The sequence below is a fragment of the Paraburkholderia sp. MPAMCS5 genome (assembly GCF_036016995.1).
In the GTDB taxonomy this organism is placed as follows: domain Bacteria; phylum Pseudomonadota; class Gammaproteobacteria; order Burkholderiales; family Burkholderiaceae; genus Paraburkholderia.
This window is the reverse complement of sequence record NZ_JAYXBK010000001.1, coordinates 801827-827040: the sequence shown is the minus strand read 5'-3', so window position 1 is coordinate 827040 and position 25214 is coordinate 801827. Positions and strand designations below refer to the sequence as shown.

Below are 25214 nucleotides of genomic sequence, written 5' to 3'. Positions count from 1 at the left end.
TTGCGGCGCTATTTGCGGCGCTATTGGCGCGCCATTTGCGGCGCTAAACCGGCTTATTCCCGCCTATTCCTGCTGTTTTTCCGCGACATCGCAAATTCGCTTGCGGCTGCGCCGCGGGCGCTGGCAAGGTATCATCTCGCCCCTACGACGAGAGACCCGCCATATGGATTCAATAAAACGCTACTTCGGCCTCGACGCCGCCGGCACCAACGTGCGCACGGAAGTGCTAGCCGGCCTGACCACATTCCTGACGATGGCCTACATCATCTTCGTGAACCCGGCGATTCTGGGCGACGCGGGGATGCCGAAAGAGGCCGTGTTCGTCGCGACCTGCATCGTGGCCGCGCTCGCCTCGCTGATCATGGGTCTCTACGCGAACTACCCGATCGCGCTCGCGCCCGGCATGGGGCTGAACGCGTATTTCGCGTACACGGTCGTGAAGGGCATGGGCTTCACGTGGCAGGCGGCGCTCGGCGCGGTGTTCATCTCCGGGTGCCTGTTTCTCATCGTCACGCTGTTTCGCGTGCGCGAAGTGATCGTCAAGGGCATTCCGCATTCCATACGCATTGCGATTACCGGCGGCATCGGCCTCTTTCTCGCCATCATTTCCCTGAAGACGGCGGGCGTGGTGGTGGGAAATCCTGCCACGCTCGTTACGCTCGGCGATCTGCATAACCCGCATGTGGTGCTCGCGATCATCGGCTTCTTTGCGATTGTCACGCTCGATTACCTGCGCGTGCGCGGCGCGATCCTGATCGGCATCGTGGGCGTGACCGTGCTGAGCTTTTTCTTCGGCGGCAACCAGTTTCACGGCATCGTCTCGGCGCCGCCGTCCATTTCGCCGACGCTCTTTCAGCTCGACATTCGCGGCGCACTTTCCACGGGCGTGCTGAACGTGATTTTGGTGTTCTTCCTCGTCGAACTGTTCGATGCGACCGGCACGCTGATGGGCGTCGCCAATCGCGCGGGTCTGCTGGTGGAAGGCAAGATGCACCGGCTCAACCGCGCGCTGCTCGCGGACAGCACCGCGATCCTGGCGGGTTCGATGCTGGGTACGTCGTCGACCACCGCGTATATCGAGAGCGCCTCGGGCGTGCAGGCAGGCGGCCGCACCGGCGTGACGGCGATCACCGTCGCCGTGCTGTTTCTCGCCGCGCTCTTCTTCGCGCCGCTCGCGGGCGTGGTGCCGGGTTACGCCACGGCGCCGGCGCTGCTCTACGTGTCGTGCCTGATGCTGCGCGAAATGCTCGACCTGCCGTGGGACGATGCAACCGAAGTCGTGCCCGCCGCGCTGACCGCGCTCCTGATGCCGTTCACCTACTCGATCGCCAATGGCGTCGCGTTCGGCTTCATCTCGTATGCGGGACTCAAGCTGCTTACCGGCCGCGCGCGCCAGGTAAAGCTGGTGGTGTGGATCATCGCCGCGATTTTTCTGTTCCGCTACTTCTATCTCGGCAGCGAATAAACGCCAGCAGGCCCGGCGAGCCGCCCTCTCAGGCTCGCCAGTTCGCTTCGTAAAAGCGGACGTAGCCGCTTCGCAGCACCACGCACTGCGCGCGCGTTTCCGACAGCAGGCGGCGCGTGGCCGCCTCGATGCGCGCCCGGTGCGTGTCGAATGCGCCGACCATATCTTCCAGACGCGGCGACGCGGCGCCGAAATGATCTTCCAGCGCTTCCGCGGTGATCGTGCACTCCACCCTCTGCCCATCGACCATCGCGGGAAACGCCAACGTGAGTTCGCGACCTGAATATTCAGGAGTTTCGTTCGGGAAAAGGATCTGCATGGGAGTCACCTGGAAGTGGGGCGCCGCGCATGATTCGCTGGGGTAATGCGCACGCCGGTTACACCGTTTCGCGTTGCAGCTCGCTTTCCTCCTCGTTTAGTGCTGACGACGCGGGCTCGTCATGCCTCGCGCGCCGATAGGGTTCGCGCCGCGCGAGGATGATTTGATTCACTTTAGACGAGTTGGCGCGCGGCGCAAGTTTTCCTTGCTGTCTGGCTGCGTTCGCGCGGCGTGCGCAATGCGGCGTGCGCCGCGGTGTTTTTCCCTGAGACGCATAGGGCTTTGCGTCCTGTACTATCGGAGTTCGGCCGCGAGCGTGCATGCTGCGCTGCGGTATCGAACGGCGGGCAACGCACCCGCCGCGTCCGATAACCGGAGACATGCCTTGACCGATCGCCCTGCCACGCCGCCCAGCATCGGCCGGCCCGATGTCCTCGCGCAAGCTCACGCCCGTTCGCTGGGAGTCGGGCTGCGCGCGTCGGAAATGCCGGACTTTCATCCGCTGCGCCGGCCCGCGCTGCGCGAGCTGGTGGATCGCAATCAGTCGCTTTATACGCATGCGCTGCCGGTCATGGAAACGCTGCACGCGCAGATCGTCGATACGCAAAGCATGGTGCTACTGACCGACACGCACGGCGTGATCCTGCACAGTCTCGGCGACAGCGACTTCGTCGAAAAGGCGAATCGCGTCGCGTTGTGTCCGGGCGTGTCGTGGGCGGAGGCGGATCGCGGCACGAACGCGATCGGCACGGCGCTCGTCGACGGACAGCCCACCGTGGTTCATGCCGACGAACACTTTCTGCGCGCGAACCGCATTCTCACCTGTTCCTGCGCGCCGATTGCCGACCCGTTCGGCCGCACAATCGGCGCGCTCGATGTGAGCGGCGACACGCGCGGCTTTCATAAGCACACGCTCGCGCTTGTCAGAATGTCGGCGCAGATGATCGAAAACCATCTGTTCTCCAATCAGTTCGCCGATGCCGTTCGCGTGCACTTTCACGCGCGCGCGGAATTCATCGGCACGCTGTTCGAAGGGCTCGCCGCATTCGCTGCCGACGGCACTTTCCTCTCGGCGAATCGCAGTGCGCTGTTCCAGTTCGGCCAGCCGCTCGACGCATTGCAAAGGCAACCGTTCGAGGCGCTGTTCGGCGTCGCGTTCGCGGGCGTGTTGCAGCAAATCGCGCGCGCGTCGGGCGAAAACGTCGTGCTCACGCTGCCAAGCGGCGTGCGGGTTGTCGCCCGCGGCGAATATTCGGCGCAGCGCTATGTCGCGCCGGCAGAGGGTTTTCCGGAGCGTTCGCGCGCGGCCGCGTCAAACCCGGCGCGTCGGGTTCAACGCGTTGCCGACCCGGCGCAGGTTGCTCCGTTCGCAACGCTCGAAACACTCGACACCGGCGACGCGCAAATGTCCGCCGTCCTGCGGCGCGTCGCCAAGGTGCGCGGCCGCGACATTCCGATTCTGATCCTCGGCAAAACGGGCACCGGCAAGGAGTGGCTCGCGCGCGCCATCCATCACGATTCGCCGCGGCGCGCGGCGCCGTTCGTCGCGTTGAATTGCGCGTCGCTGCCGGACACGTTGATCGAAGCCGAGCTGTTCGGCTATGAAGACGGCGCGTTCACCGGCGCGAAAAAACGCGGCAGCGTGGGCAAGATCGTGCAGGCCGATGGCGGCACGCTTTTCCTCGATGAAATCGGCGACATGCCGCTCGCGCAGCAAGTGCGTCTGATGCGCGTGCTGCAGGAACGCACCGTCGTGCCGCTCGGCGGGACGGGCGCGATTTCCGTGGACCTGCGCGTCGTCTGCGCGACGCACCGCAATCTGCGCGCGATGATCGAAGAAGGCATGTTCCGCGAAGATCTGTATTACCGGATCAACGGCCTGCTCGTGACCTTGCCCGCGCTGCGCGAGCGCACGGATCTCGCGGCGCTGGTCGCGCGCATGCTCGAACTTCGGCGCGAGGACGACGCGTTGCCGCGCCGGGTGTCGGCGCAAGTGCTCGAGCGCTTCATGCAATGCCGCTGGCCTGGAAATCTGCGGCAACTGGCTAACGTGCTGCGCACCGCAAGCATCATGGCGGAAGGGACGGACCAGATCGAACTCGACGATTTGCCCGAAGACTTTCTGCTCGATTGCGCCGAAGCCGCGGCAAACGATGAAACGCCCGCGCTGCACGCGCAGCCGGACAACGCTGGCAGCGGCGCGCAAGGCGGCGCAGCGTGCGAGCCCGCGCCCGCGCCGTCGCGCATGGAAGACTGGCAGGCCACGTTGATCGCGCAGACGCTCGCGCGGCTCGACGGCAACGTATCGGCCGCCGCGCGCGAATTGGGGCTCGCGCGCAATACGGTTTACCGTTATCTGCGGCGTGGCGGCACGACTCACTAAAGCGCGCTCGTGTAAAGTGTGACCCGCCCAGTCACACCTTGACACGATGTCCGATTCAACCCGCCCGCCTCTGGTTCGCGTCGAGCCGCTTGGCCACAGTTTCGAAGCGCCCGACTCGCTCACCATCCTCGAAGCCGCCGGATTTGCGAACCTGCGTCTGCCGCGCTCGTGCCGCAACGGCACGTGCCGCACATGTCTGTGCAAAATGACGGCGGGACGCGTGCGCTACACGATTGAATGGCCGGGTCTGAGCCGCGAGGAAAAACAGGAAGGCTACATCTTGCCGTGCGTCGCGATTGCCGAAACCGATGTCGTGATCGAAGCGCCCGACGCAGCGGCCTTGCCGTCACGCTGAAGCATGCCGGCCGCGCTTCAGGCTTCCTTCAATCGCGCTTCAATCGCCCTTCAATCGCCCTTCGCGGGCGTTTCACCCGCATTTCACTCGATCACAGCAAAGCGCGGCACCTTCACGCCTTCGTGCTCGATCACTTCGAAAAACACCGAAGCCGGACGCGTCCAGATCGAGCCGTTGCTCGCTTTGTAGACGATCATCGTCACGGCCGGATCGGACTCCAGCGTCGCCTCGCAAACGAGTTCATAAATGCCGCCCTTGAAATGGCGGTAGCGTGTGTTCGGCACCATCGAATACTCCGTTGAAAAGCGAAATCCCGGCCGCGAAACTCAGCCGCCCTCTTTCATCTGCTTGAGAATCTTGTAGACGGTCGCGCGTCCCATTGTCAGCACGGCGGCGACGTAGTTCGCCGAACTGCGGCCGCGAAATGCGCCCTGCGCATGCAGCGCCTCGACGATTTCGCGCTTGTGCTCGCGTGTGAGCGCGTTGATGCCGATCTGCCGCTCGCGCAGCCACGTGTGCAAATACGTGTTGATGCGGTCCTGCCAGTCGTCGCGAAAGAGGTCTTCGGCGGGCGCTTCGGTCAGGTTGCCGCCCTTGATGAAAAGATCGAGCGTGGAACGCACGTCTTCGAACACGGCGATATTGAAGTTGATGCACAGCATGCCCGCGGGCTTGCCGTTGTCGTCGAACAGAATATTGCTCACGCAACGCATGCGCCGGCCGTCCCAATTGAGCTTTTCGTAGGGGCCGATGGTCCGGCCGCGCGCCGCATAGTGCACTTCGTCGAGCACCGAGGGACCGCCGACTTCGAGCTTCGACAGATTGTTCACGAGGTACGCAATGGTCTGATCGCGCAGGTCGTGAATCACCACTTCGGCACACGGATAGAAGAGCGCCGCGATGCCGTCGGCGATGGGAGCGTAGCGCTCCAGCAGCAGGTCTTTCACAGGAGGCACGGTTGTCTGGCGCATGGGAGAATCGCAGTGGTCGAGGGCGCGTGGTTCGAGGCGCAGTGTTGGATGGACCGGCCGCGCAGGGATGCGCGCGGCCCCGCGCGACAACTCGCCATTGTAGCTACCCGGCCCGGCGGCGGCGACCGCCGCGATTTTTGTCCGCGTGGCGAGCGCCAATTTTCTCGCGCGATAAAAGGCCCTCCATTTCACGGAGCAACCGATGGCCACGCTCGAAGCATGTCGCGCCGCGCTCGACAACGAAAGAACGCCGGACATCATCCGCAATCACATCGTCGATTCGCTGCACTATGCGCTGCGCAATCACGGACAGATTTTTACGTCGAAGGAAATCGAATGGCTCGCCGCGTGGGACGACGCGCGCATTGCGCTGGCGGCTTCGCGCGAATTGCACAAGCGCGTCGCCGAGATCCCGGGTTAAATCGCTTTCGCGCGCGCTTTTCGCACTCTTTGCACGCGCCGTCCTGCTCTTTCGCGCTTTGCTCGAAGCCCCGCCGGCTGGACGATTTGCCCGCGCATGGAACTTTTTGCTATCCAATTAGCCGTATTTAGTGCATCATATTGAAATAGTCGTATTCCGCATTTGCAGCACTGGCAGTCTCAAACCGGCCTCTCCGCAACACCTCCGGCTGTTCGACCGCCGCCCGCCGGCGATCCCACCACTCCGGCAATGCGCCGCCAGCATTTGCCGTCGCGAGTTGTGCCGCTGAATTAATTCAGCTTTACGCGTCCGGTGTCTGCGCGACATCCGCGTGTTTCTTCTCCATCGAATCCGCGACTTTGCGCGGCGCGCTCAAGCCCTTTTCATGGGGTCTGTGCCAACTTTTTTCCATGGCGGCGCGCCTTAGGTGCTGCGCTGCCGGCCTGTCGTGGCGCGCGTAACACGCGTGACACGCCGGCCACGTAATACAGGACACATGTTGATGAACTCAGCAGTCAAGACGTACAAAGGTTATGAGATTCACCCGCTCGTCTATCCGCGCCGCCCCACGAACGGCCAGACGACCCGCAACGCGGACGCCGGTTACGACGCGTCGGTGCGTATCTGCCGCGTGGGCGCCAATGCGGCGGCCGAGGGCCGGGTGTTTCGCCTGCAGTATCTGTTTCCGTTCGACGGCACGGGCAAGGCGCGCATCGCGTGCATGGCTCACGCCGAACAACTGATCGACGGCCGCGTGGACGGCCAGTCGGTCGCCGATCTTTAAGCTGCAAAGCCTCACAGTCTTTAAGCGGCCTAACCGGCGTAGCCGCCGGCGCCGCAAAACAGCGGGCGTGAAATCCGCCGGCAACCGTATCTGATGCAGCGCCGCCCGCAAGGCGTCGCGCACCCCTTATCCCATCGACCAGGAGTTATGCATGGCGAAAGAAGAACTGCTTGAACTTGACGGTATCGTCGACGAAGTACTTCCGGACAGCCGTTACCGCGTGACGCTCGACAACGGCGTCGTGGTTGGCGCCTACGCGTCCGGGCGCATGCGCAAGAACCACATTCGTATTCTCGCGGGCGACCGCGTGACGCTGGAACTGTCGGTCTACGACCTGACCAAAGGGCGGATCAATTTCCGTCATAAAGACGAACGCGCAGGCGGTGGCGGCGCAGCTCGCCCCAATTCGCAAATGCGTCGTCGTTAAGCGCGCTACAAGTCTGACGCGCTGCCCCTTGCAGTAACGTTGTTCGCGAAGCCTTTCGCGCGCTTCTCCGGTTCGCCTCATGTCGAACCCGAGCGGCGCGCAGCGGCGGCGCCTGATTGAAGAAGAAGTCCCGTCGCGACGTTCGTTGCGATGTCTGTCGCGCGCTCTCGCGCATTCTCGTTCTGTTCGCGTTCCTCCCAGTTTAGTTCTCCGATCGTGCGCCGCTTCGGTGCATCGGCCTCGCATGCCCGTTTGCGGTGCGCGATGCATCGCGAGAACTCGTCGTTAGTAGCGGATTCCTTTGCAGACAGTGCCTTTGCGGCAAATGGCATGACAGTTGCTTTTACGGTGTTCAGCCGTCGATTGCCACTACTCCATGCTGCGTGTTCTGCTCGTCACCGATACCGATAAGCCCATTGGCGAACTGCGTGATGCGCTCGCGCGGCTCGGCTACGAGATGCTGGCCAGCACCACGACGCCGCACGCGCTGCACAGCGTCGTGCAGAGCGAGCGGCCGGACGTGATCATCATCGATACGGATTCGCCGTCGCGCGACACCCTCGAACAGCTCGCGGTGATGAACGCGACCGCGCCGCGCCCGGTGCTCATGTTCAGCCACGACGCCAACCAGCAGTTGATTCGCGACGCCGTGGGCGCGGGTGTCACCGCCTATCTCGTCGAAGGCCTCGCCACCGAACGGCTCGCGCCCATTCTCGAAGTCGCGCTCGCGCGTTTCGCGCAGGAATCGCAACTGCGCGAACGGCTCGCGCAAGTCGAGAACGAACTCGCCGAGCGCAAGCTGATCGACCGCGCCAAACGCCTGCTGATGGATCAGCAGAAAATGACCGAGCACGCCGCCTACGCCACGCTGCGCAAACGCGCGATGAATCAGGGCGTGAAGCTCGCCGAGGTCGCGCGCGCAGTGGTCGCGGCCGCCGAATCGCTCAAGTGAAGCATGTCCATGAACTCTGCCAGTCCACTCGCTTCGTCATCGCTCGCTTCGCCATCGCTTGCCGGCACGCTTGAGAAGACCCACTTGCGGCTCGGTTTTGTCGCCCTCGCCGACGCCGCGCCGCTCGTCGCCGCCAAGCTGCTCGAGTTCGGCCACGCGCACGGCCTCACGCTCGAACTGTGCCGCCAGCCTTCGTGGGCCGCCGTGCGCGACAAGCTGCTCTCGGGCGATCTCGACGCGGCCCATACGCTTTACGGCCTCGTCTACGGCGTCCAGCTCGGCCTGGGCGGTCCGCAAACGGACATGGCCGTGCTGATGGTGCTCAACCGCAACGGCCAGGCGGTCACGCTCTCGAACCGTCTCGCGGATGCGCTCGCCGAACACGGCACCTTGCCGAAGGCGCTCGCCACGCTCGGCCGCAAGCCGGTGTTCGCGCAAACCTTCCCGACCGGCACGCACGCGATGTGGCTGTATTACTGGCTTGCCGCGCAAGGCGTGCATCCATTGCGCGATATGGAGAGCGCGGTGATTCCGCCGCCGCAAATGGTCGCCGCGCTGGCCGGCGACCAGCTCGACGGCCTATGCGTCGGCGAGCCATGGAACGCGATGGCCGAAGCGCGCGGCGTCGGCAGGACCGTCGCTTATACGAGCGAAGTGTGGCCCGATCATCCCGAGAAAGTGCTGGCGTGCCGGCGCGATTTTGCCGGCGCGAATCCGCATGCCGCGCGCGCGCTCGTGCAGACGATGCTCGAAGCGTGCCGTTGGCTCGACGGCGCCGGGCATCGCAGCGAGATCGCACGCTGGCTGGCGCGGCCCGACTATATCGGCATCGACGAGGCACTGATTGCCGCGCGCCTTGACGACGCGCTTCCCGCTTCCGTGCCGCGCGCTTTGCCGGTGCGCTTTTTCGAGCATGGCGCGGTGAACTATCCGCGACCCTCCGAGGGCGCGTGGTTTCTGACGCAATTCGAGCGCTGGGGCATGATCGACGCGCGCGCCGACTACGCGCAAATCGCGGCGCGCATCAACCAGACGCAGCTGTATCGCGAGGCCGCCGCGCGGCTGAACGTGCCGCTGCCCGCCGAGGAAATCGGGGCGACCTTCATGGACGGCAAGGTGTGGGACAGCGCCACGCGCGCCACCGCTTTCGCGCGAGGCTTTCCAGTCCGCCGGTAAGTGGTTCAAAGCCGCCCCCGAAGCAGCGGCTCGAAGCACGCCGCCGTTCCGTCAAAAATTGAAGTTGTCGATATTGCTCGCGTCGAAGGTGGTCGGCGGCCCGAGAATGATCTCGCCTTGCGGCCCGATGGTGCGCTTGCCGAGCTTGCCGGCATCGAACGATTCGCCTTCCTTGCCGCTGATCGTGCCCGACGCGAGCGCCGCCGCCGCGTAGCCGGCGAGATAGCCCAACTGGTTCGGGTCCCACAACTGGAATGCCTTCACGGTGCCGTTCTTCACGAACGCGCGCATCTGGTTCGGCGTGCCGAGGCCGGTCACGGCGACCTTGCCCTTGCTCGACGACGACGAGATATAACGCGCCGCCGCCGCGATGCCCACCGTGGTCGGCGCGACAATCGCCTTCAGGTTCGGATAGGCCTGCAACAAACCTTGCGTTTCGACGAAGGACTTCTGATCGTCGTCGTTGCCGTAGGCGATTTTCACGAGCTTGATCTTCGAATACTCGGGCTTCTTCAGCTCCTCCTGCATCCACTTGATCCACGTGTTCTGATTGGTCGCGTTCGGCGTGGCCGACAGCACCGCGAACTCGCCCTCGCCGCCCATCAGCTTCGACACGAGTTGAATCTGGCCGCGTCCGATGCCTTCCGCGTTCGCCTGATTGACGAACAACTGCCGGCCTTCGGGCGCCGTGTCGGAATCGAACGTGACGACCTTGATGCCTTGCGACATCGCCTTCTTCAGATAAGGCACGACCGCGTTGGCGTCGTTGGCGGCGATCACAATGGCGTCCTGCCGCTGCGTGATCAGCGTGTTGATGTACTGCACCTGCGACGACGCGCCCGCATCCGACGGCCCCACCACTTTGCCCACGCCCTTGAATTCCTTGATCGCGGCCATGCCGCCGTCGTCGGCGATCACTTCGTACGGGTTGTTGATCTGCTTCGGCACGAAGGCGATTTTCAAGCCGCTTTTGACGCTCGCGGCGGACGCGGCGCAACTGATCGCGAGCAACGCAATGCAGAGCGCCGCCGCGCCGGTGTGACGTAGAGGTTTGAACATGAAGCGTCTCCTGCTTGTTGTTGGACGTTGTGGTGTCCGGGTTTGATGATCACGTCATGAAGAAGAAGCGGACTTCGCGATGAAACGCCGGTCGCGCGCCGCACGCCAGCGCGCGACCAGATTCGGTATCAGCACCGAGGCGAGCAGCAACACGCCCGTGACGATGGTGAGCGTTTCGCTGGAGACGTCGTCGAGCGTCAACGCGTTTTTCAGCACGCCGATAATCAGCAGCGACAGCAGCACGCCGATCATCGACCCGCGTCCGCCGAAAATGCTCACGCCGCCGAACAGCACCGCCGCGATCACCGACAACTCGAAACCTTCGCCGTTATCGCCGCGCGCGCTGGTAAAACGCAGCGTATAGACGATGCCCGCGAGCGCGCTCATCAAGCCGGACAACACGAACAGACGCAGCCTGATCTTCGCGACCGCGATGCCGGAGAACGCAGCGGCGGTCGGATTCGCGCCGATCGCATAGAGGCTGCGGCCAAATGCGGTGGATTGCAGCAGCACCGTGAACAGCACCGCGCCGACAATCACAATCGCGAACGGCAGCGGGATGAAAGTCGAGCCGAGCGTGTCCATGCCGAAGGCCGTATAAGCCGCCGGAAAATCGGCCACGGCCTGGTCGCCGAGCAACACGTAAGCGAGGCCGCGAAATAGCGCGAGCGTGCCGATCGTGACCGCCAGCGAAGGCAGGTTCAGCTTCACGATCACGAGTCCGTTGAGCAGCCCCGCAAGCGCGCCCGCGATCAGCACGAGCACGATCACGAGCGGCATCGGCAAGCCCATGTGCCAAAGCACACCCATCAACGCGCTCGATGCGCCGAGCACCGACGCCACCGAGAGATCGATTTCCGCCGCGACGACGATGAGCGTCATCGGCAGCGCCATCAATGCGATTTCGGTGAGATCGGCCAATACGTTGCTCAGATTCGCGCCCGTCAGAAACACCGGCGACAGCACGCGTCCGAGCGCGAGCGAGAGGATCAGCACGATCACCAGCAGCACTTCCCATTGCAGCGGCGTTTCGCGTTTGCGCGTGAGCAGCGCGGAATCGGGTTTAGCCATGGTCGCGTTTTCTCATCATGCGTTTGGCGACGGAGCGGGCGAGCAAGGTATCGGCGGCAATCGCGGCGACAATCAACGCGCCTTCAATCGCCTGTTCCCAGAACGGCGACACGTGCAGCACGACGAGCGCGATGCTGATCACGCCGAGCACCAGCGCGCCGAGCGTGGCGCCGAGTATCGTGCCGACGCCGCCGGTGATCGCGACGCTGCCCACCACGGCGGCCGCCACGACTTGCAGTTCGATGCCCTTCGCGGTGCTGGCGTCGACGGTGCCGAAACGCGCGAGCCACAATGCCCCAGCGAAGCCCGCAATCGCGCCGGACAGCAGAAATCCCGCCGTCACGCGCCGCTCGACATTGACGCCCGCAAGACGCGCGGCCTCCGGGTTCGAGCCGATCGCGTAGTGCTCGCGGCCGCCGCGAAACTGCTTCAGGTAGATGGCGAGTGCGAGCAGCACGACGACCGCGATCAGCGCGAGCGTCGGTATGCCGAGCAACGTGCCGGTCGCAAGACGCGAGAACGCGTCGGGCAAACTGGTCGCGTTGATCTGGCCGCCGTGCACCCACGCGTAATCCGCGCCGCGAAAGATGTAGAGCGTGGAAAGCGTCGCGACGAGCGAGGGCACGCGCCCCACCGCCACGAGCAGCGCGTTGATGCCGCCCGCCACCAGACCGATGGCGAGCCCCGCCGCGAGCGCGACGATCACCGGCATGTGCGGAAACGCGACGTACAGGCTGCCCACTGCGTAGGCGCTGACGCCGACTGTCGAGCCTACCGACAGATCGATATGACGCATCAGGATCACCACCGTCATGCCCGCCGTGAGCAGACTGATGATCGACACATTGAGCAAGACGTCACGCAGATTTTGCAGATTCAGGAACTGCGGCTTCGCGAGCGCGGTGCCCGCGACCAGCAGAATCAGCACGACGCAGAGCGTCGTCTCGCGGCTCTTCGCGAGGCTCGCGGCCACGCCGCCCGGTGTGGCCGCGGGCCGCTTCGACGGCAAGGGCGGCGGCGCCTGCACCGGCGCGGGATGAGTCGAAGAATGGCGCATCATGCTGCCCGCCCCAGCGGTGGAACCGGTTGTCCGAGCGCCGCGGCCATGATGCGCTCTTCGTCCGCTTCGGCGCGCGCAATGTCCGCGCTGATACGTCCCTCGTGCATGACGAGCACGCGGTCGGCCATGCCGAGCACTTCCGGCAATTCGCTCGAAATCATCAGCACGGCCATGCCTTCGCGCACGAGTTCGGCGAGCGCGCCATACACCTCGGCTTTCGCGCCCACGTCGATACCGCGCGTGGGTTCGTCGATGATCAACACTTTCGGGCCGGTTGCCAGCCATTTTCCGAGCACGACCTTTTGCTGGTTGCCGCCCGACAGCGTGCCGACCGGCGCGTTCGGATCGCCCGCTTTCAGACGCAGCCGCGCGCCCCATTGGTTCGCGAGTTGCGTCTCGCTACGTGTTGTGATGAGGCCATGCCGAACGAGGCGGCCAAGCACCGTCATCGACGCATTGCGCGCGATGCTCAGCTCCAGCGCGAGTCCTTGTTGCCGGCGGTCTTCCGGCACGAGCGCGAGGCCCGCGCGCACCGCCGTCGCGGGATTGCCCGCAGCGAGACGTTGACCGCCGATCAGAATTTCGCCGGAATCGAGCGGGTCGATGCCGAAGATCGCGCGGGCCACTTCGCTGCGCCCCGCGCCGACGAGACCCGCGAGCGCGACGATCTCGCCGGCGCGGACGTCGAAGGAAATGTCCTTGAAAACGCCTATGCGCGTGAGCCCGCGCACCGCGAGGCGCACTTCGCCGGGCGGGCGCTCGGCCTTCGGATAGAACGTCTCCAGATCGCGGCCGACCATTTTTGCCACGATGGCGTCGGTGGTGAGATCGGCCGTCAAGCCGTCGAACACCTTGGCGCCGTCGCGCATGATCGTGACGCGCTGCGTCAGCGCGAAGACTTCGTCGAGCCGGTGCGTGATGAAGAGGATCGCCACGTTGCGCTCGCGCAGCTTGCTCACAATCGCAAAGAGCCGTTCGACCTCGGGCAGCGACAACGCGGCGGTCGGCTCGTCCATGATCAGCACGTTGGCGTTCAGCGACAACGCCTTGGCAATTTCAATCACCTGCTGGTCCGCAATCGACAAGCCGCGCACCAGTTGATCCGCGCGCAGGTCGACGCCGAGCGACGCGAGCAGGCCGTCCACCTCGCGGCGCATCGCGTCGTATTGAATGCGGCCGATGCGATCCACCGGCTGCCGTCCCATGAAAATGTTCTCGGCAATCGAGAGATCGAAGAACAGCGTCGGTTCCTGATAGATCACCGCGAGCCCGGCATCGCGCGCTTCGGCGGGTGTCGCGAAGCGGCGCGGCGCGCCGTCGACGAGCAATTCGCCGCTATCTGGCTGATGCACGCCCGCGAGAATTTTCACGAGCGTCGATTTGCCCGCGCCGTTTTCGCCGAGCAACGCATGCACTTCACCCGGCCACAGCGCGAGATCGCCGTCGGATAGCGCGCGCACGCGGCCAAATGATTTGCTCGCATGCCGCAGTTCGAGCCTCGGCACAGCGGATGAGGAATGCTGCACTGCGTGTCTCCTTCTCTTGCGTTTTAACCGCGTGTTTGCGCGTGGTTTCTCGTGGTTTCTCGTGCTTTCGCGCGAGCTGCGTCAGATGCGATAGAAGCGTTCCGCGTTACTGCAAAAGAGCGCTTCTTTCTCTGCGACGCTCGCGCCTTCCACGATCGATGCATACGCATGCCATAAATCCGCGTAAGAGCCGAACAAACGGTCCACGGGAAAGTTCGACGCGAACATCGCGCGCTCCACGCCGAACGTGTCGATGGTTTCGAGCACATAGGGCCGCATGCTTTCCACGGTCCATTGATGATCGAACATCGCAAGCCCGCTGATTTTCACGTGGACATTCCTGCATCCCGCGAGCGCGCGCATGCCGTCGCGCCACGCGCGATAACCGGCGACGCTGTTGCGCTCCACGAACATGCCCGCGTGATTGACGGCGAAAAGCGTCTCGCCATGCGCGCGCGCCAACGCGGCGGCCTCTTCCATTTGCGCCGGATAAAGTTGCAGATCGAACGACATGTCATAGAGGCGCAGCAGCGCGAAGTTCTCGCGCCATTGCGGCTCGCGCATGTAATGGCGGCCCACGTAATCGAACAGCTTGTTCTCGTGCACATTGAGAATCTGGCGGATGCCGCGTGTATTCGCGAACGACGCATGCGCTTCGATGTGCGCGTGGGCGTTCGCCGTGGAAAGATCCACGGCGGCCACAATCGCATTCGGCATGCCGCGCGATTCCGCGCGATCCGCAATGGATTGCAACCAGCGCGTTTCCTCGACGGGATCAGCGGGATCGTGATTGGCTTCCACGTGCACGAGTTTCTTCACATCGACGCCGCCCGCCTCGCCGAGAAGATCGCCAAGCAGATAGTCGTGCTTCAGATCGCGCGCATCGCCGACAAACGACACGCCCGGATTCTCCAGCCACGGATAGCGGTGCGTCTTCAGATCCCACAGATGGATATGCGAATCGACAACCTGCATGCAATGCCTCCATCGTTTCAGGGGTGAAAAAGCATGAGCGTCAGCCGAGCGAACTCAAACGAAACACCGGTTCGAGCGGTTGCTGAAGCGGCGTGTGGTCCGAAGCCGTATGCATGATGTCAGCCATGTAGTCCCACCATTTGCGCATGACCTCGAGTTGAGGCAGCGCGTCCATCCCGTGAGGCGTGGTGCGCGTGAGCACGGCGAAAAGATGGTCGGTGCCGGGATCGAAGAAAATGCGGTACTCGCGCACGCCCGCGTTGTGCAATGCATCAACCAGTTCCGGCCAGATTTCTGCATGACGCCGTTCGTATTCCTCGCGCATGCCGGGGTTGAGCACCATCCGGAAAGCGATTGTCTCCATGGCAGCCTTCTCTCTCTCGTTGGACGTCTTGCCGGACGTGATGCTGCACGTCTGTCGCGCGAAGCGTGGCGGCGTCTTCAAAGACTATAATTCCTGCGTCGATAGCAACTCAATCCGTAGTTGGGATTGGTCGATCCATAAACCGAATCGCACCGGAACCATGAGCCAACTCTCAGCTACCGTCGCACTCGTCAATCGGCTCAAGTTCAAGCACCTCGCGCTGCTCGTCGCGCTCGACGACGCGCGCAATCTCCATCAGGCTGCCGAAGCGGTCAACGTCGCGCAGCCGAGCGCGAGCCGCATGCTCGGCGATATCGAAGAAGCGTTCGGCTTTCTGCTCTTCGAGCGCAACGCGCGCGGCATGACGCCCACGCCGCTCGGCGTCGTCACGCTGGCTTATGCGCGGCGCGCGCTTGCGGAACTCACGCGTTTCGCGGAAGACCTCGACGTGAAGCGGCGTGGCGGCCACGGGCAATTGACCGTCGGCGCGATCATGGGCGCCGCGCCCGATCTGATGGCCATGGCCGTCGCTGCGCTGAAAACCGAAAGTCCGCTGCTGAACGTGCGCATTCTCGGCGAAACCAGCGACCAGGTCGTGCAACTGCTGCATCGCCGCGAAGTCGATCTTGCGCTGGGACGCCTGACAAGTCCCTTGCAACACAACGATTTCAGTTTCGAACCGCTGGCGCGCGAGACGTTGATGCTCGTCGTGCGCTCGGTGCATCCGCTGGCAAGCCGCGCGCGCATCACGTTGCGCGAACTGACCGACTGGCCCTGGGTCGCGCAGCCCGTCACAAGTCCGGCGCGTGTGCTCTTCGAAGAAGAACTCGCGCGTGCGGGGCTCGCCACGCCGGTCAATCTCACCGAATGCGCGTCGATTTTCGCCACGCTGCAACTGCTCGAAAACTACGATGCGGTTGCGATGCTGCCGGAGTCGGTCGTGCGCGATCATTTGCGCGGCAAACTGCTCGTGGCGTTGCCGCTCGAAATCGGCAAGAGCCTTTCGGGCTTCGGCATTCTCACGCGCAAGGAAGAACCGCTCGCGGAGCCGGCGCTGCGCTTCATCGAACTGCTGCGCGGTTTCTCGCGCCGTCTCGCACGTGAGGACGCGGCCGCGTCCTTGCAATCCGCGATTGCTTCGACAGCGGCCGGTTGAGATGCGCATCGCGCGTTATTGCAGATTGACGAACAAACCGCCGTCGACAAGCAACGCGGCGCCGGTCACATAGCGCGCGCGGTCGGATGCGAGGAATACCACGCACTCGGCCACGTCTTCGGGGCGGCCGAGGCGGCCCAGCGGAATGCGCTTTTCGAAGTAGGCTTTCTTCGCTTCGTCGGCGAGATCTTCGGCATTCAGGTCGGTCGCGATCGTGCCGGGCATGACCGAATTGCAGCGAATGCCGTACGGTCCCAACGCGACCGCGCACGACTGCATCAGCGAATGAACGCCCGCCTTGGTCGGCGTGTAATGCGTCTGCATGCCGCCGCCTACCAGCGCGCTGATCGAACTCGTCGCGACAATCGCGCCACCCGTGCCTTGCGCTTTCATCTGCTGCGCGGCGGCTTGCGTGACATAGAAGGCGCCGTTCAGATTGACCGCGACCGTCGACTCCAGCACTTGCGCCGGCATATCGAGAAACGCATGGAATGGACAGATGCCGGCGTTGCTCGCGAGCACATCGACCTTACCGAATGTTTCGACCGTCTCGCGCACCAGTTGCCGCCCCGTCTCCGGCGCCGCCACGTTGCCTTCAATTGCGATTGCGCGCCGCCCGAGCGCCTCGATTTGCGCGACCACTTCGGCGACGGCGGAACGGCGTCCATACGATGCGTCGTTATCGCCCCAGTAGTTGATCGCCACGTCCGCGCCTTCGGTTGCGCACGCAACGGCTATCGCGCGGCCAATGCCCCGCGAACCGCCGGTGACGATCACGACCTTGTCCTTGAGCAGCACGTCATTCTCCCTCGTTGGATGCAACTGGAATGCGGCCGGTCAGCGCGGATAAGGCCGCACCAACGCGCATTCCGGATTGAGCCGCACGCCGAAGCCCGGCGTGTCGGGCACCTTCATTCGACCATTCACGGGCACTGGTTCGTCGAGCAGAAGCGGCGTGAACATGGGCACGACTTCGTCGGCCTGGGGCGCCATCATCAGGAACTCGGAGAACGGCGAGTTGTGACGCGTGACCACGAAATGATAGCTATACACCGACGACCCATGCGGCACCACCATCACGTTATGCGCGTCCGCGAGTGCGGAGATCTTGATCAGCTCGGTGATGCCGCCGCACCAGCCCACGTCCGGCTGGATCAGATCGCAGCACTGCATGTCGAGCAGCATGCGAAAACCCCAGCGCGTCGCCTCGTGTTCGCCGGTGGACACCATCATGCCGCGCGGCACGTTGCGGCGCAGTTCGGCGTAACCCCAGTAGTCGTCGGGCGGCAAACATTCTTCGATCCATTTCAGTCCGTAATCGTGCGCGGCTTGCGCGAGCCGCGTTGCATACGGTACGTCGAGGCTCATCCAGCAGTCGAACATCAGCCAGAAATCGTCGCCGACGCGGCTTCGCATATCGGCAAGCTTGTCGAGGTTGAGCTTCAGACCCGCTTCGCCTTCGGCGGGACCATGCTGCAAGGGCATTTTGCCGCCGATAAAACCCATCTCCTTTGCGAGATCGGGGCGCGCGCCGGTTGCATAGAACACAAGCTCGTCGCGCACGGGACCGCCCAATAGCTGATAGACCGGCTCCTTGCGCACTTTCGCGAGCAGATCCCACAACGCGAGATCGACGCCGGAGATCGTATTGAGCACGATGCCTTTGCGCCCATAGTAAAGCGTGGCGTTATACATCTGATCCCACATCTTCTCGATGTCGGTCACGAGCCGGCCTTCGAGAAAGCGCGCCAGATGCTTCTCCACGATGAACGCGCCGATTTCGCCGCCCGTCGTCACCGCAAAGCCGACTGTGCCGTCGCTCGCTTCTATTTCGACCACGAGTGTGCCCAGCACATTGATACCGAACGACTGACGGCTCTGGCGATACTCGGGATAGCGCGCCATCGGCGTCGCAATGTGATCGTCGATCCAGTGTCCGCCGGGTTGATCGTGATAGTCCGCTCCGCCGCCGCGAACGATGAAGGCACGCACGTGCCGGATAGTGGGCATGGCCATGAGAGAGAAGCTCCGTGATGGGCGTCGAAGGTGTCGCCGGAAATGCGCCTAGCGGGCGCGATGCAGCAAGTCGTGGAAAGCGTCAGGCGCGCTCGCGCCGTCGCGGCGCAGGAGCGTGCCGATCAGCAGGGCGGCAAGCAGGCTCGATGCACCGAGCACGAGCAATCCCGCCGACGCCGAAGAAAATGCGTGTTCCGAGGCCGTGCGCAAGCTCGGCGCAATGAAGCCGCCCAGGCTGCCGATCGAGTTGATCAACGCGATGCCGCCCGCGGCGGCCGCGCCCGTGAGCAGACGCGTGGGAAAGGTCCAGAAAAGCGGCTGCGCCGCGATAAAGCCGCTTGCCGCGCAACAGAGCGCGATCAGTCCGATCGACGGGTTAGGCGCGAGTCCCGACACGTCGATGCCGAGACCGGCGACGATCAGCAACGCGCACGCCCAGCGACGATGCCCGCCGGTTCGATCGGCCCGGCGCGGCACGTACCACGTCACCGCCAGCGCGCACAGCCACGGCACCGCGGCGACGAGGCCGACGTGAAAGCCCACCGTCGTTCCGAGTAACGCGGCCACCTGTTGCGGCAGATAGAAGATCACGCCGTACACGCTCATCTGGACCAGCAGATAAATCAGCGAGAGCAGCAACACGCGCCGATCCACCAGCGCAGCCAGAATGCGATGCGGTCCCTGCGCGGAAGCTGCACGCGTGTCTTCGTCGAGAGCGGATTGCAGGCTCGCGCGCTCCTCGGCGCTGAGCCAGCCCGCGTTTTCGGGGCGATTGTCGAGATACCAGAACGCCCACACGCCGACTGCCGAAGCCAGCACGCCTTCGACAAGAAAGAGCCACTGCCAGCCTGCGAGGCCGAACGCGCCGTTCATGTCGAGCAGCGAGCCCGACAACGGACTGCCGAAAATAAACGCCAGCGGCGCGCCGAAATAAAACAGCCCGACGGCGCGAGCACGCGCTCGTTGCGGAAACCATTGCGTAAGGTAGTAGATCACGCCGGGAAAGAAGCCGGCTTCGGCCACACCCAATAGAAAGCGCAGCGTGTAGAACGTCGTGGCGGAATGCGCAACACACATCGCCGCCGAGACAAGGCCCCACGTCACCATGATGCGGCACATCCAGGCACGCGCACCGACCTTGTGCATCAGCAGATTACTTGGTACTTCGAACAATGCATAGCCGACAAAAAACACGCCCGCGCCAAACGCAAACGCCGCGCTCGACAGACCCGTGTCGTGTTGCAGCGCTTTCTGCGCGAAGCCGATGTTCGCGCGATCGAGAAACGCCAGCACATACATCAACAGCAGGAACGGCAACAGCCGGCGCATCACCTTGCTATTGATCGCTTCGAGAGAAGCGCTCGCATGCGGGTTCATGTCGTCTCCTTGACGAAGCTCGCGCCATGCGCGGCCTCGCGGTTTTTTTGGTGTACTGCCTGCGCGTTGGTGTGACGCGGCGTGATGCGACGTGATGCGACGTGATGCGACGTGGTGCAGCGTGGCGCAGAGACTCAGTAAGTCGCGCGGCCGCCCGACAGGTCGAACACCGAAGCGGTGCTGAACGCGCAGTCTTCGGAAGAAAGCCACAGGATCAGCGATGCCGCTTCTTCCGGCAGCAGGAAGCGGTTCATCGGAATTTTGGAGAGCATGTAGTCGATGTGCTGCTGCGACATCGAATCGAAAATTTCGGTTTTGGCCGCAGCGGGCGTGACCGCATTGACGAGAATGTTTTTCGTCGCGAGTTCCTTGCCGAGCGATTTCGTGAGGCCGATGAGTCCCGCCTTCGACGCGCTGTAGTGCGATGCGTTCGGGTTGCCCTCCTTGCCCGCAACGGACGCGATATTGACGATCCGCCCGTAGCCCTGCTTCAGCATTTGCGGAACGACCGCGCGGCAGGTCAGATACGGGCCGATCAGATTGACGTCGATGACGCGGCGCCAAACGTCCGGCTCCAGTTCCCATGTCGTGCCATTGCCGCCGGTGATGCCGGCGCAATTGATCAGCACGTCGATGGCGCCGTGATCGAGCACGGTCTGCGAGACAGCGTGAGCGACAGCCGCTTCCTGCGTGAGTTCGACGGTCACGGCGGTGACCTTGCCAAGCTCGCCCAGTTCGCGCTGGCTGCGCGCGAGACGCTCGGCGTCCACGTCCCATAGCGCGACCGACGCGCCCGAGTTCAGCGCGCGTTGCGCCACCGCGTAGCCGATGCCACGCGCGCCGCCGGTAATGGCGACAACGCGCCCCTGCAAGTCGATTTGATTCATCTATGCCTCCTGTGGCGTGCCTTCGCATTGTTGTAGTCCGCGGCGACCGAGTTGCGGTTCACGCCAATATACGAGCAGTGCGATGCGGCAACAATTCGAGAATTGGAAAGGTCGATAACAAAAGCGAATCAGAGGCGCAATGCGGCCGGCGCGGCCGGCATTGGCGAAAGGACTTCCTGGCAAGGCGAATGAAAGCGTGGTGCCGCGATGGTCGATGAGCGAGGGCTCATCGCGCGCTACAGGGAAGGCTGCATCAAAGCGCGTCCTGGCAAAGCGCCATCATTCGCTGCACCATCGTGCTCGCTTCGTTCAGTTCGAGTTCACTCGTGAACAGCGCCTGCACGTTCGAGAGCCGAACGGCCACGCCCGCATCCTTCAGATCCTGACTCGCAATCTTCAACGCGAGCTGGCCGATCTTCACGCGTTCGAGCCAGCGCATCGTCATGCCGTTCTTGACGAGCCATTGGCGGCAGCATTGGACGACGTGATCCACTCGCCACTCCGCACTCAGCGCATACGAGGCCGCAGCAATCGCCACGAGAAAGCACAGCAATTCCGCGCGGGTGGCCGTGGATTGCGTCGATTGCGCCATTTTTACCTGCTTCCTTTTCATCTGTAAGACTCACCGGGCAAGTTCATAGTCAGCTTATGAAACTGCGGGCGTCCGCGCAAAAATCAACTCATCGCGGCCACCCCTGGTATGTTCAGAAATAAACAGGACCGGATCGAGCCGCGCGTGAACCTTCGTTCGGCGCTAGTTGACCCCGTCTTTGAATGGCGCTGTCCGGATTGGGATCTATCATGGTAAACACACTATGCGCAGGAGAAGATCGTGCCCTCCGATCCTTCCACCAAGCCGACCGACAGGCCGCCTTCCGGCCCGGCACATTCCCCGTCCAGCAGAGACCGCAGAACCGGCGCACAGAAGCCCGCAAAACCTGCCGGAAGCGGCGTGACTGATGCGGACTCCGCGGAGCCTGTCCCTCATCAGCATCTTCCGGTCCGAAGCGACGACAACTGACTGGCATCACGATTGGCATACCCCCGCCGACGCCGCGAAGTCGAGGAACGGTTGCGGTTCAATCAACGCCTATTCCGGTTGAAACCGGACGGGAGACAGATCATGCAGAACGTGCTGGTCGGTTATGACGGGTCGCCATCCGCACGACAGGCGGTGGCTTTCGCAATCGATCTCGCGAAGCGTTTCGACGCGCGCCTGCATGTGCTCGTCGTGGCGCGCGCGCCGGATTGGGGCGCGATAGAGCTGGAAAAGCGCGAGCTTGTCGATCACGAGTTGCGCCATGCCAACGAGGTTCTCGACGACATCAAGGCGACACTCGCCTCGGACGGCGAACATCCCGAATTCGATCTCATCGTCGGACAGCCCGCGAAGGAAATCGTCCTCTACGCAGAGCAGCATGAGATCGATCATCTTGTCGTCGGGCATCGCGGTCACACGCCGTTCGATCGCTGGCTGATCGGCTCGGTCGCGAGACAGGTACTCGCGTATGCACCCTGCGCTGTCACGATCGTGCGCGATCCGACAGTAGTCAGAAAACACCGCGCGAAAGCCGAGCACAAACCGGCAGACCACATTCCATTTGTATGAACGACGCGACCGGCAGCAGCACGGATTCCATCCTTATGCTGCCCGGAGAGAACCACGTCTTGAGGCCGCGCTGACGCTCGCCTGCTACAGCGTGCATCGGTCCTCTGGCCGCAACCGGTCGATATGATCCATGACTTCGGCCTTGAAGCTTTCCCGCGCGCCGTCGTCCTTCAGGAGTTCCAGACTCGCCAATGCGGGCGGAAAGAGAATTCGTTTGAGCTGTACAGCGTCGCGTCGGTCCAACGCCTCGCGCAGTTCTTGCGATGCGGCGCGCTCCTTGTTCCAGATGCTGTCCAATCCCGCTGCGACCGTCAACGCGGACGCCGGGTTCCGCTCGTGCAGATTCAGCAGGCTTGCGATCACGCGCGAGGCGATCACTCGATAAAAATCGACTGTATAGGAGTCCGGATCAAGCGGTTCGATCTGGAAGCGGTATGCGGCGAGCACGGCACAATGAAGATGGCGCATCGCCTCGTCGAATCTGTTTTCGGCCAACGCGATGTCCGCTCGCAAGCGCGAACACAGGGCCTGAATTTCCAGATCGAGGTCCCGCCCGTCGGTGGACATCTCGAAGCCTTCCTGCGCGAAAGCCTCGGCCTCGTCGAGGCGGCCGTCGTCATACAGACAGTCAGCCAGGTGATAACGCGCCCACGGCTGGTTCCAGTTTTCCGAGCATTCGGCGAACGGCCGGTCGAACATGACCACGGCATCGCGATAGAACTCCTCGGCCGCAGCAAGATTTCTCTCGCCGAATCGATATGACTCGGCTATAAAGATGCTCATCAAGCCGCGCAGTTCGCACTGGTCCTGATCGAACGCGTTGACGTCGCCGTCGAGCTTGCGCCGCGCGCCGATCGCCTCCAGGTGTTGTCTCGCGATGCGCCAGTTTTCCCGCTCGCCTTCCACTCGCTCTTCCGTTTCTTTCGGATACGCTGTCTGGAAGCCGCGCAGATCGGCCACGTCCGCGTCGGCCGTCGATTGGTGATCTTTCTCAACGTCCCAATCAGCGATCAATTGGTCGCAAAACTGGAAATCCGTAAAGCATCCCCACCACCAGAACGCGGCAAACCAGATCTTCATGACCTTGAGCGCCAGTTCGTCATATCGGCCGAGGCGTGTCAGGTAATACCGCCAGCTTTCCATCGCTCGCTGCCACGCGGGCCTTTCATATCGCAACTGGCTGGTCCATTGCCCGCTCATGCTCTGAAACCCTTCTTCCAGTTCGGTAAGCTGGTTCTCGTAGTAGAGCACGGCCCGCTGATACACCTGATGTGCTTCGCCGTCGTGCAGCTTGCGCCGCACGCAATCGGTAATCGTGCGATGGATCACGAAGTAGCGATCTTCATCCGACGTCTTATCGGTGGGACTCGACACCCTTTCGAGCAACCCGAACTGTTTGAGGATGTCGATCGTGTGGTCCTGCTCGCCAGTGACCTGCCTGGCGAGCGCGAGACTGAATCGCTTCGGATCGGGACGCAGCGCGCACAAACGGCGCATCGCGCGTTGCAGACTCTCGCCTTCGGGTTCCTTGCTCAGCAACGCGTCGTAGCTCGACCCGATGACCGCGGCCAGACTCTGGTCGTCGGCCCGATTGCCCGAACTCCCGAGGCTCAGACGATGCTCGACATCTTCAAGGTACTTCAGCCGGTTGCCGATTTCCGCCACACGGTCTTCGGTTCCGATCGACCTCAGGCTCGAACCGATCAGCACCAGCGCGAGCGGCAAGCCATCCAGCTCGCTCGCCACGCGCTTGACCTGCTTGAGAATGGCCTCACCGCCAGGGCCTTCAAAGAACGCATTTGGTGCGCTCCGTTTGAGAAGCCGCAGACTTTGGCGCTCCGCGAGCTTGGGCAGGCGCAACACTTGCCCTCCCGCCAGGTCGTTCGCGATAGCCTGTTGACGTGTGGTGACGAGATGCGCGCAGTGCCCCCCGAGCAACAAGCTGCGCGCGACCCCGGCACTCCAGACGTCGTCGATCACCACCAGCAGCCTGCGATTCCTGACGAATTCCTGCAATGCCGCACGCCATTGATCGGACCTGGAGCACGCCGCGCGCATTTCAGGGGGCATGTTGACCCGCACCGCCCAGTTTTGCAGCACCGCGGCCGCCTGCTCGTCTCCCGCGCCCTTGCCGAAGCGCGCGACCAGCACGCCATCGGGAAACATGTCTTTCACGCGCGCATCCGAGGCGACGAGATCGGCGAGGGTCGACTTGCCGATTCCTGGCAAGCCCCAAACCGCGACGCAATTCGACGACGCGTCATCGTCCCCTTCGCCACCAAGCCAATCCCAGATCCGCTGCTCGATGTCCCGCAGATGTTCGAGTTCGAGCGCCTCTCGCCGCACCAGACTGGGGTAGCGCACCGGGAAACCCACGCTGACCACGCCGGCTTTCTCCGACGCACGCTCGACGAGTTGATTGATCTGGGCTTCGTCCAGGCTGAAATTCGCATGCGATATCCAGACGAACTGGATGTCCGACAGCGGTCGCAGCGGATCAGGAACGCCTGCGAAATCGATCCCGAGTTTTTCCCGACCGACCTGCACTGGAATGATGTTCACATGCTTTTCAATCGCAGTCCTGAGTTCCAGCAGAACGTAGTCCATGTCGTTATTGGCGACCGATCGCCCGAACGAGTTCTCCCATCCATCGCCAATGAATGCGACCACGACTTTCGCCTGCTCGACCTCGCCGAGCCGCGCTTTCCAGATATCCCCGCAGCGGATCGACATTTGGTCGAAGAAGATGTTTTCTCTCCCAAGGCGGCTCGCCATGATGTGCACGAGGTCCGCGACTTCGGCAAGGTTGCTGTGCCGATAGCTGATAAAAATCGGGCTGACCATGATTGTCCTCGCGACGT

At 63.2% G+C, this 25214-nt stretch carries 25 protein-coding genes; 10 read left to right on the top strand and 15 right to left on the bottom strand.

Annotated features, from left to right (window positions below):
• The first annotated feature begins 163 nt into the window (after positions 1-163).
• Positions 164-1465: an NCS2 family permease gene (locus VOM14_RS03845; protein WP_327627341.1), complete on the top strand. Its 1302-nt coding sequence runs from the start codon at positions 164-166 to the stop codon at positions 1463-1465.
• A gap of 28 nt (positions 1466-1493) precedes the next feature.
• Here the strand turns inward: VOM14_RS03845 and VOM14_RS03840 are convergent, their stop codons facing one another.
• Positions 1494-1784 carry a DUF1488 domain-containing protein gene (locus VOM14_RS03840; protein WP_327627340.1) on the bottom strand — a complete coding sequence of 97 codons (291 nt, stop codon included), beginning with the start codon at positions 1782-1784 and terminating at the stop codon, positions 1494-1496.
• Positions 1785-2169: 385 nt separating this feature from the next.
• Here VOM14_RS03840 and VOM14_RS03835 point away from each other — a divergent pair, with 385 nt between their 5' ends.
• Positions 2170-4167, top strand: coding sequence for a sigma-54-dependent Fis family transcriptional regulator (locus VOM14_RS03835; protein ID WP_327627339.1), 1998 nt, complete (start codon positions 2170-2172; stop codon positions 4165-4167).
• Positions 4168-4213: 46 nt separating this feature from the next.
• Positions 4214-4522 carry a 2Fe-2S iron-sulfur cluster-binding protein gene (locus VOM14_RS03830; protein ID WP_327627338.1) on the top strand — a complete coding sequence of 103 codons (309 nt, stop codon included), beginning with the start codon at positions 4214-4216 and terminating at the stop codon, positions 4520-4522.
• Between the two features lie 83 nt (positions 4523-4605).
• Here VOM14_RS03830 and VOM14_RS03825 read toward each other — a convergent pair whose 3' ends face one another.
• Complete coding sequence (locus tag VOM14_RS03825) at positions 4606-4809, bottom strand: DUF1653 domain-containing protein (RefSeq protein WP_327627337.1); 204 nt, start codon at positions 4807-4809, stop codon at positions 4606-4608.
• Positions 4810-4848: 39 nt separating this feature from the next.
• The gene (locus VOM14_RS03820; protein WP_327627335.1) at positions 4849-5493 is read right to left on the bottom strand and encodes a helix-turn-helix transcriptional regulator; all 645 of its coding nucleotides are present in this window, start codon (positions 5491-5493) and stop codon (positions 4849-4851) included.
• 202 nt (positions 5494-5695) lie between these two features.
• On the opposite strand from VOM14_RS03820, the gene VOM14_RS03815 reads away from it, so the two are divergent.
• The 5 genes from VOM14_RS03815 (at position 5696) to VOM14_RS03795 (ending at position 9253) form a co-directional block, all read left to right on the top strand.
• A complete protein-coding gene (locus VOM14_RS03815; protein ID WP_327627333.1) occupies positions 5696-5914 on the top strand; it encodes a hypothetical protein in 219 nt (72 codons plus the stop codon).
• Positions 5915-6416: 502 nt separating this feature from the next.
• Positions 6417-6698 (top strand): hypothetical protein, encoded by a 282-nt coding sequence (locus VOM14_RS03810; RefSeq protein WP_327627332.1) that lies wholly within the window; start codon positions 6417-6419, stop codon positions 6696-6698.
• A gap of 151 nt (positions 6699-6849) precedes the next feature.
• A complete protein-coding gene (infA, locus tag VOM14_RS03805; RefSeq protein ID WP_327627331.1) occupies positions 6850-7125 on the top strand; it encodes a translation initiation factor IF-1 in 276 nt (91 codons plus the stop codon).
• 376 nt (positions 7126-7501) lie between these two features.
• Positions 7502-8077 carry an ANTAR domain-containing response regulator gene (locus VOM14_RS03800; protein WP_327627330.1) on the top strand — a complete coding sequence of 192 codons (576 nt, stop codon included), beginning with the start codon at positions 7502-7504 and terminating at the stop codon, positions 8075-8077.
• 9 nt (positions 8078-8086) lie between these two features.
• Positions 8087-9253, top strand: a complete 1167-nt coding sequence (locus tag VOM14_RS03795; RefSeq protein WP_327627329.1) for a CmpA/NrtA family ABC transporter substrate-binding protein — start codon at positions 8087-8089, stop codon at positions 9251-9253.
• A gap of 51 nt (positions 9254-9304) precedes the next feature.
• Here the strand turns inward: VOM14_RS03795 and rhaS are convergent, their stop codons facing one another.
• The 6 genes from rhaS to VOM14_RS03765 all read right to left on the bottom strand — a co-directional run bounded on the left by rhaS (position 9305) and on the right by VOM14_RS03765 (position 15308).
• On the bottom strand, positions 9305-10312 hold the full coding sequence (rhaS, locus tag VOM14_RS03790; RefSeq protein WP_327627328.1) for a rhamnose ABC transporter substrate-binding protein: 1008 nt from the start codon (positions 10310-10312) through the stop codon (positions 9305-9307).
• A gap of 54 nt (positions 10313-10366) precedes the next feature.
• The gene (locus VOM14_RS03785) at positions 10367-11383 is read right to left on the bottom strand and encodes an ABC transporter permease (protein ID WP_327627327.1); all 1017 of its coding nucleotides are present in this window, start codon (positions 11381-11383) and stop codon (positions 10367-10369) included.
• Positions 11376-12443, bottom strand: coding sequence for an ABC transporter permease (locus VOM14_RS03780; RefSeq protein ID WP_327627326.1), 1068 nt, complete (start codon positions 12441-12443; stop codon positions 11376-11378). Before VOM14_RS03780 ends, VOM14_RS03785 begins: the two co-directional genes overlap by 8 nt.
• Positions 12440-13969 carry a sugar ABC transporter ATP-binding protein gene (locus VOM14_RS03775; RefSeq protein ID WP_327627324.1) on the bottom strand — a complete coding sequence of 510 codons (1530 nt, stop codon included), beginning with the start codon at positions 13967-13969 and terminating at the stop codon, positions 12440-12442. Before VOM14_RS03775 ends, VOM14_RS03780 begins: the two co-directional genes overlap by 4 nt.
• A gap of 81 nt (positions 13970-14050) precedes the next feature.
• Complete coding sequence (locus tag VOM14_RS03770) at positions 14051-14944, bottom strand: amidohydrolase family protein (protein ID WP_327627322.1); 894 nt, start codon at positions 14942-14944, stop codon at positions 14051-14053.
• A 40-nt stretch (positions 14945-14984) separates the two neighbouring features.
• Positions 14985-15308 (bottom strand): L-rhamnose mutarotase, encoded by a 324-nt coding sequence (locus VOM14_RS03765; RefSeq protein ID WP_327627321.1) that lies wholly within the window; start codon positions 15306-15308, stop codon positions 14985-14987.
• Between the two features lie 160 nt (positions 15309-15468).
• Between VOM14_RS03765 and VOM14_RS03760 the strand changes: the two genes are divergently transcribed.
• On the top strand, positions 15469-16464 hold the full coding sequence (locus VOM14_RS03760) for a LysR family transcriptional regulator (RefSeq protein ID WP_327627320.1): 996 nt from the start codon (positions 15469-15471) through the stop codon (positions 16462-16464).
• 15 nt (positions 16465-16479) lie between these two features.
• On the opposite strand, the gene VOM14_RS03755 is transcribed toward VOM14_RS03760, so the two are convergent.
• The 5 genes from VOM14_RS03755 to VOM14_RS03735 all read right to left on the bottom strand — a co-directional run bounded on the left by VOM14_RS03755 (position 16480) and on the right by VOM14_RS03735 (position 21357).
• Positions 16480-17262, bottom strand: coding sequence for an SDR family NAD(P)-dependent oxidoreductase (locus tag VOM14_RS03755; RefSeq protein ID WP_327627318.1), 783 nt, complete (start codon positions 17260-17262; stop codon positions 16480-16482).
• Between the two features lie 39 nt (positions 17263-17301).
• On the bottom strand, positions 17302-18480 hold the full coding sequence (rhmD, locus tag VOM14_RS03750; protein ID WP_327627317.1) for an L-rhamnonate dehydratase: 1179 nt from the start codon (positions 18478-18480) through the stop codon (positions 17302-17304).
• A gap of 48 nt (positions 18481-18528) precedes the next feature.
• Entirely contained in the window at positions 18529-19857 is a 1329-nt protein-coding gene (locus VOM14_RS03745) for an MFS transporter (RefSeq protein ID WP_327627316.1), read from the bottom strand.
• A gap of 134 nt (positions 19858-19991) precedes the next feature.
• Positions 19992-20744 (bottom strand): SDR family NAD(P)-dependent oxidoreductase, encoded by a 753-nt coding sequence (locus tag VOM14_RS03740; protein ID WP_327627315.1) that lies wholly within the window; start codon positions 20742-20744, stop codon positions 19992-19994.
• Positions 20745-20997: 253 nt separating this feature from the next.
• On the bottom strand, positions 20998-21357 hold the full coding sequence (locus VOM14_RS03735) for a hypothetical protein (RefSeq protein WP_327627314.1): 360 nt from the start codon (positions 21355-21357) through the stop codon (positions 20998-21000).
• A gap of 510 nt (positions 21358-21867) precedes the next feature.
• On the opposite strand from VOM14_RS03735, the gene VOM14_RS03730 reads away from it, so the two are divergent.
• On the top strand, positions 21868-22353 hold the full coding sequence (locus VOM14_RS03730; protein WP_327627312.1) for a universal stress protein: 486 nt from the start codon (positions 21868-21870) through the stop codon (positions 22351-22353).
• 84 nt (positions 22354-22437) lie between these two features.
• Here the strand turns inward: VOM14_RS03730 and VOM14_RS03725 are convergent, their stop codons facing one another.
• Positions 22438-25197: an NB-ARC domain-containing protein gene (locus VOM14_RS03725; protein ID WP_327627311.1), complete on the bottom strand. Its 2760-nt coding sequence runs from the start codon at positions 25195-25197 to the stop codon at positions 22438-22440.
• Positions 25198-25214 lie beyond the last annotated feature (17 nt).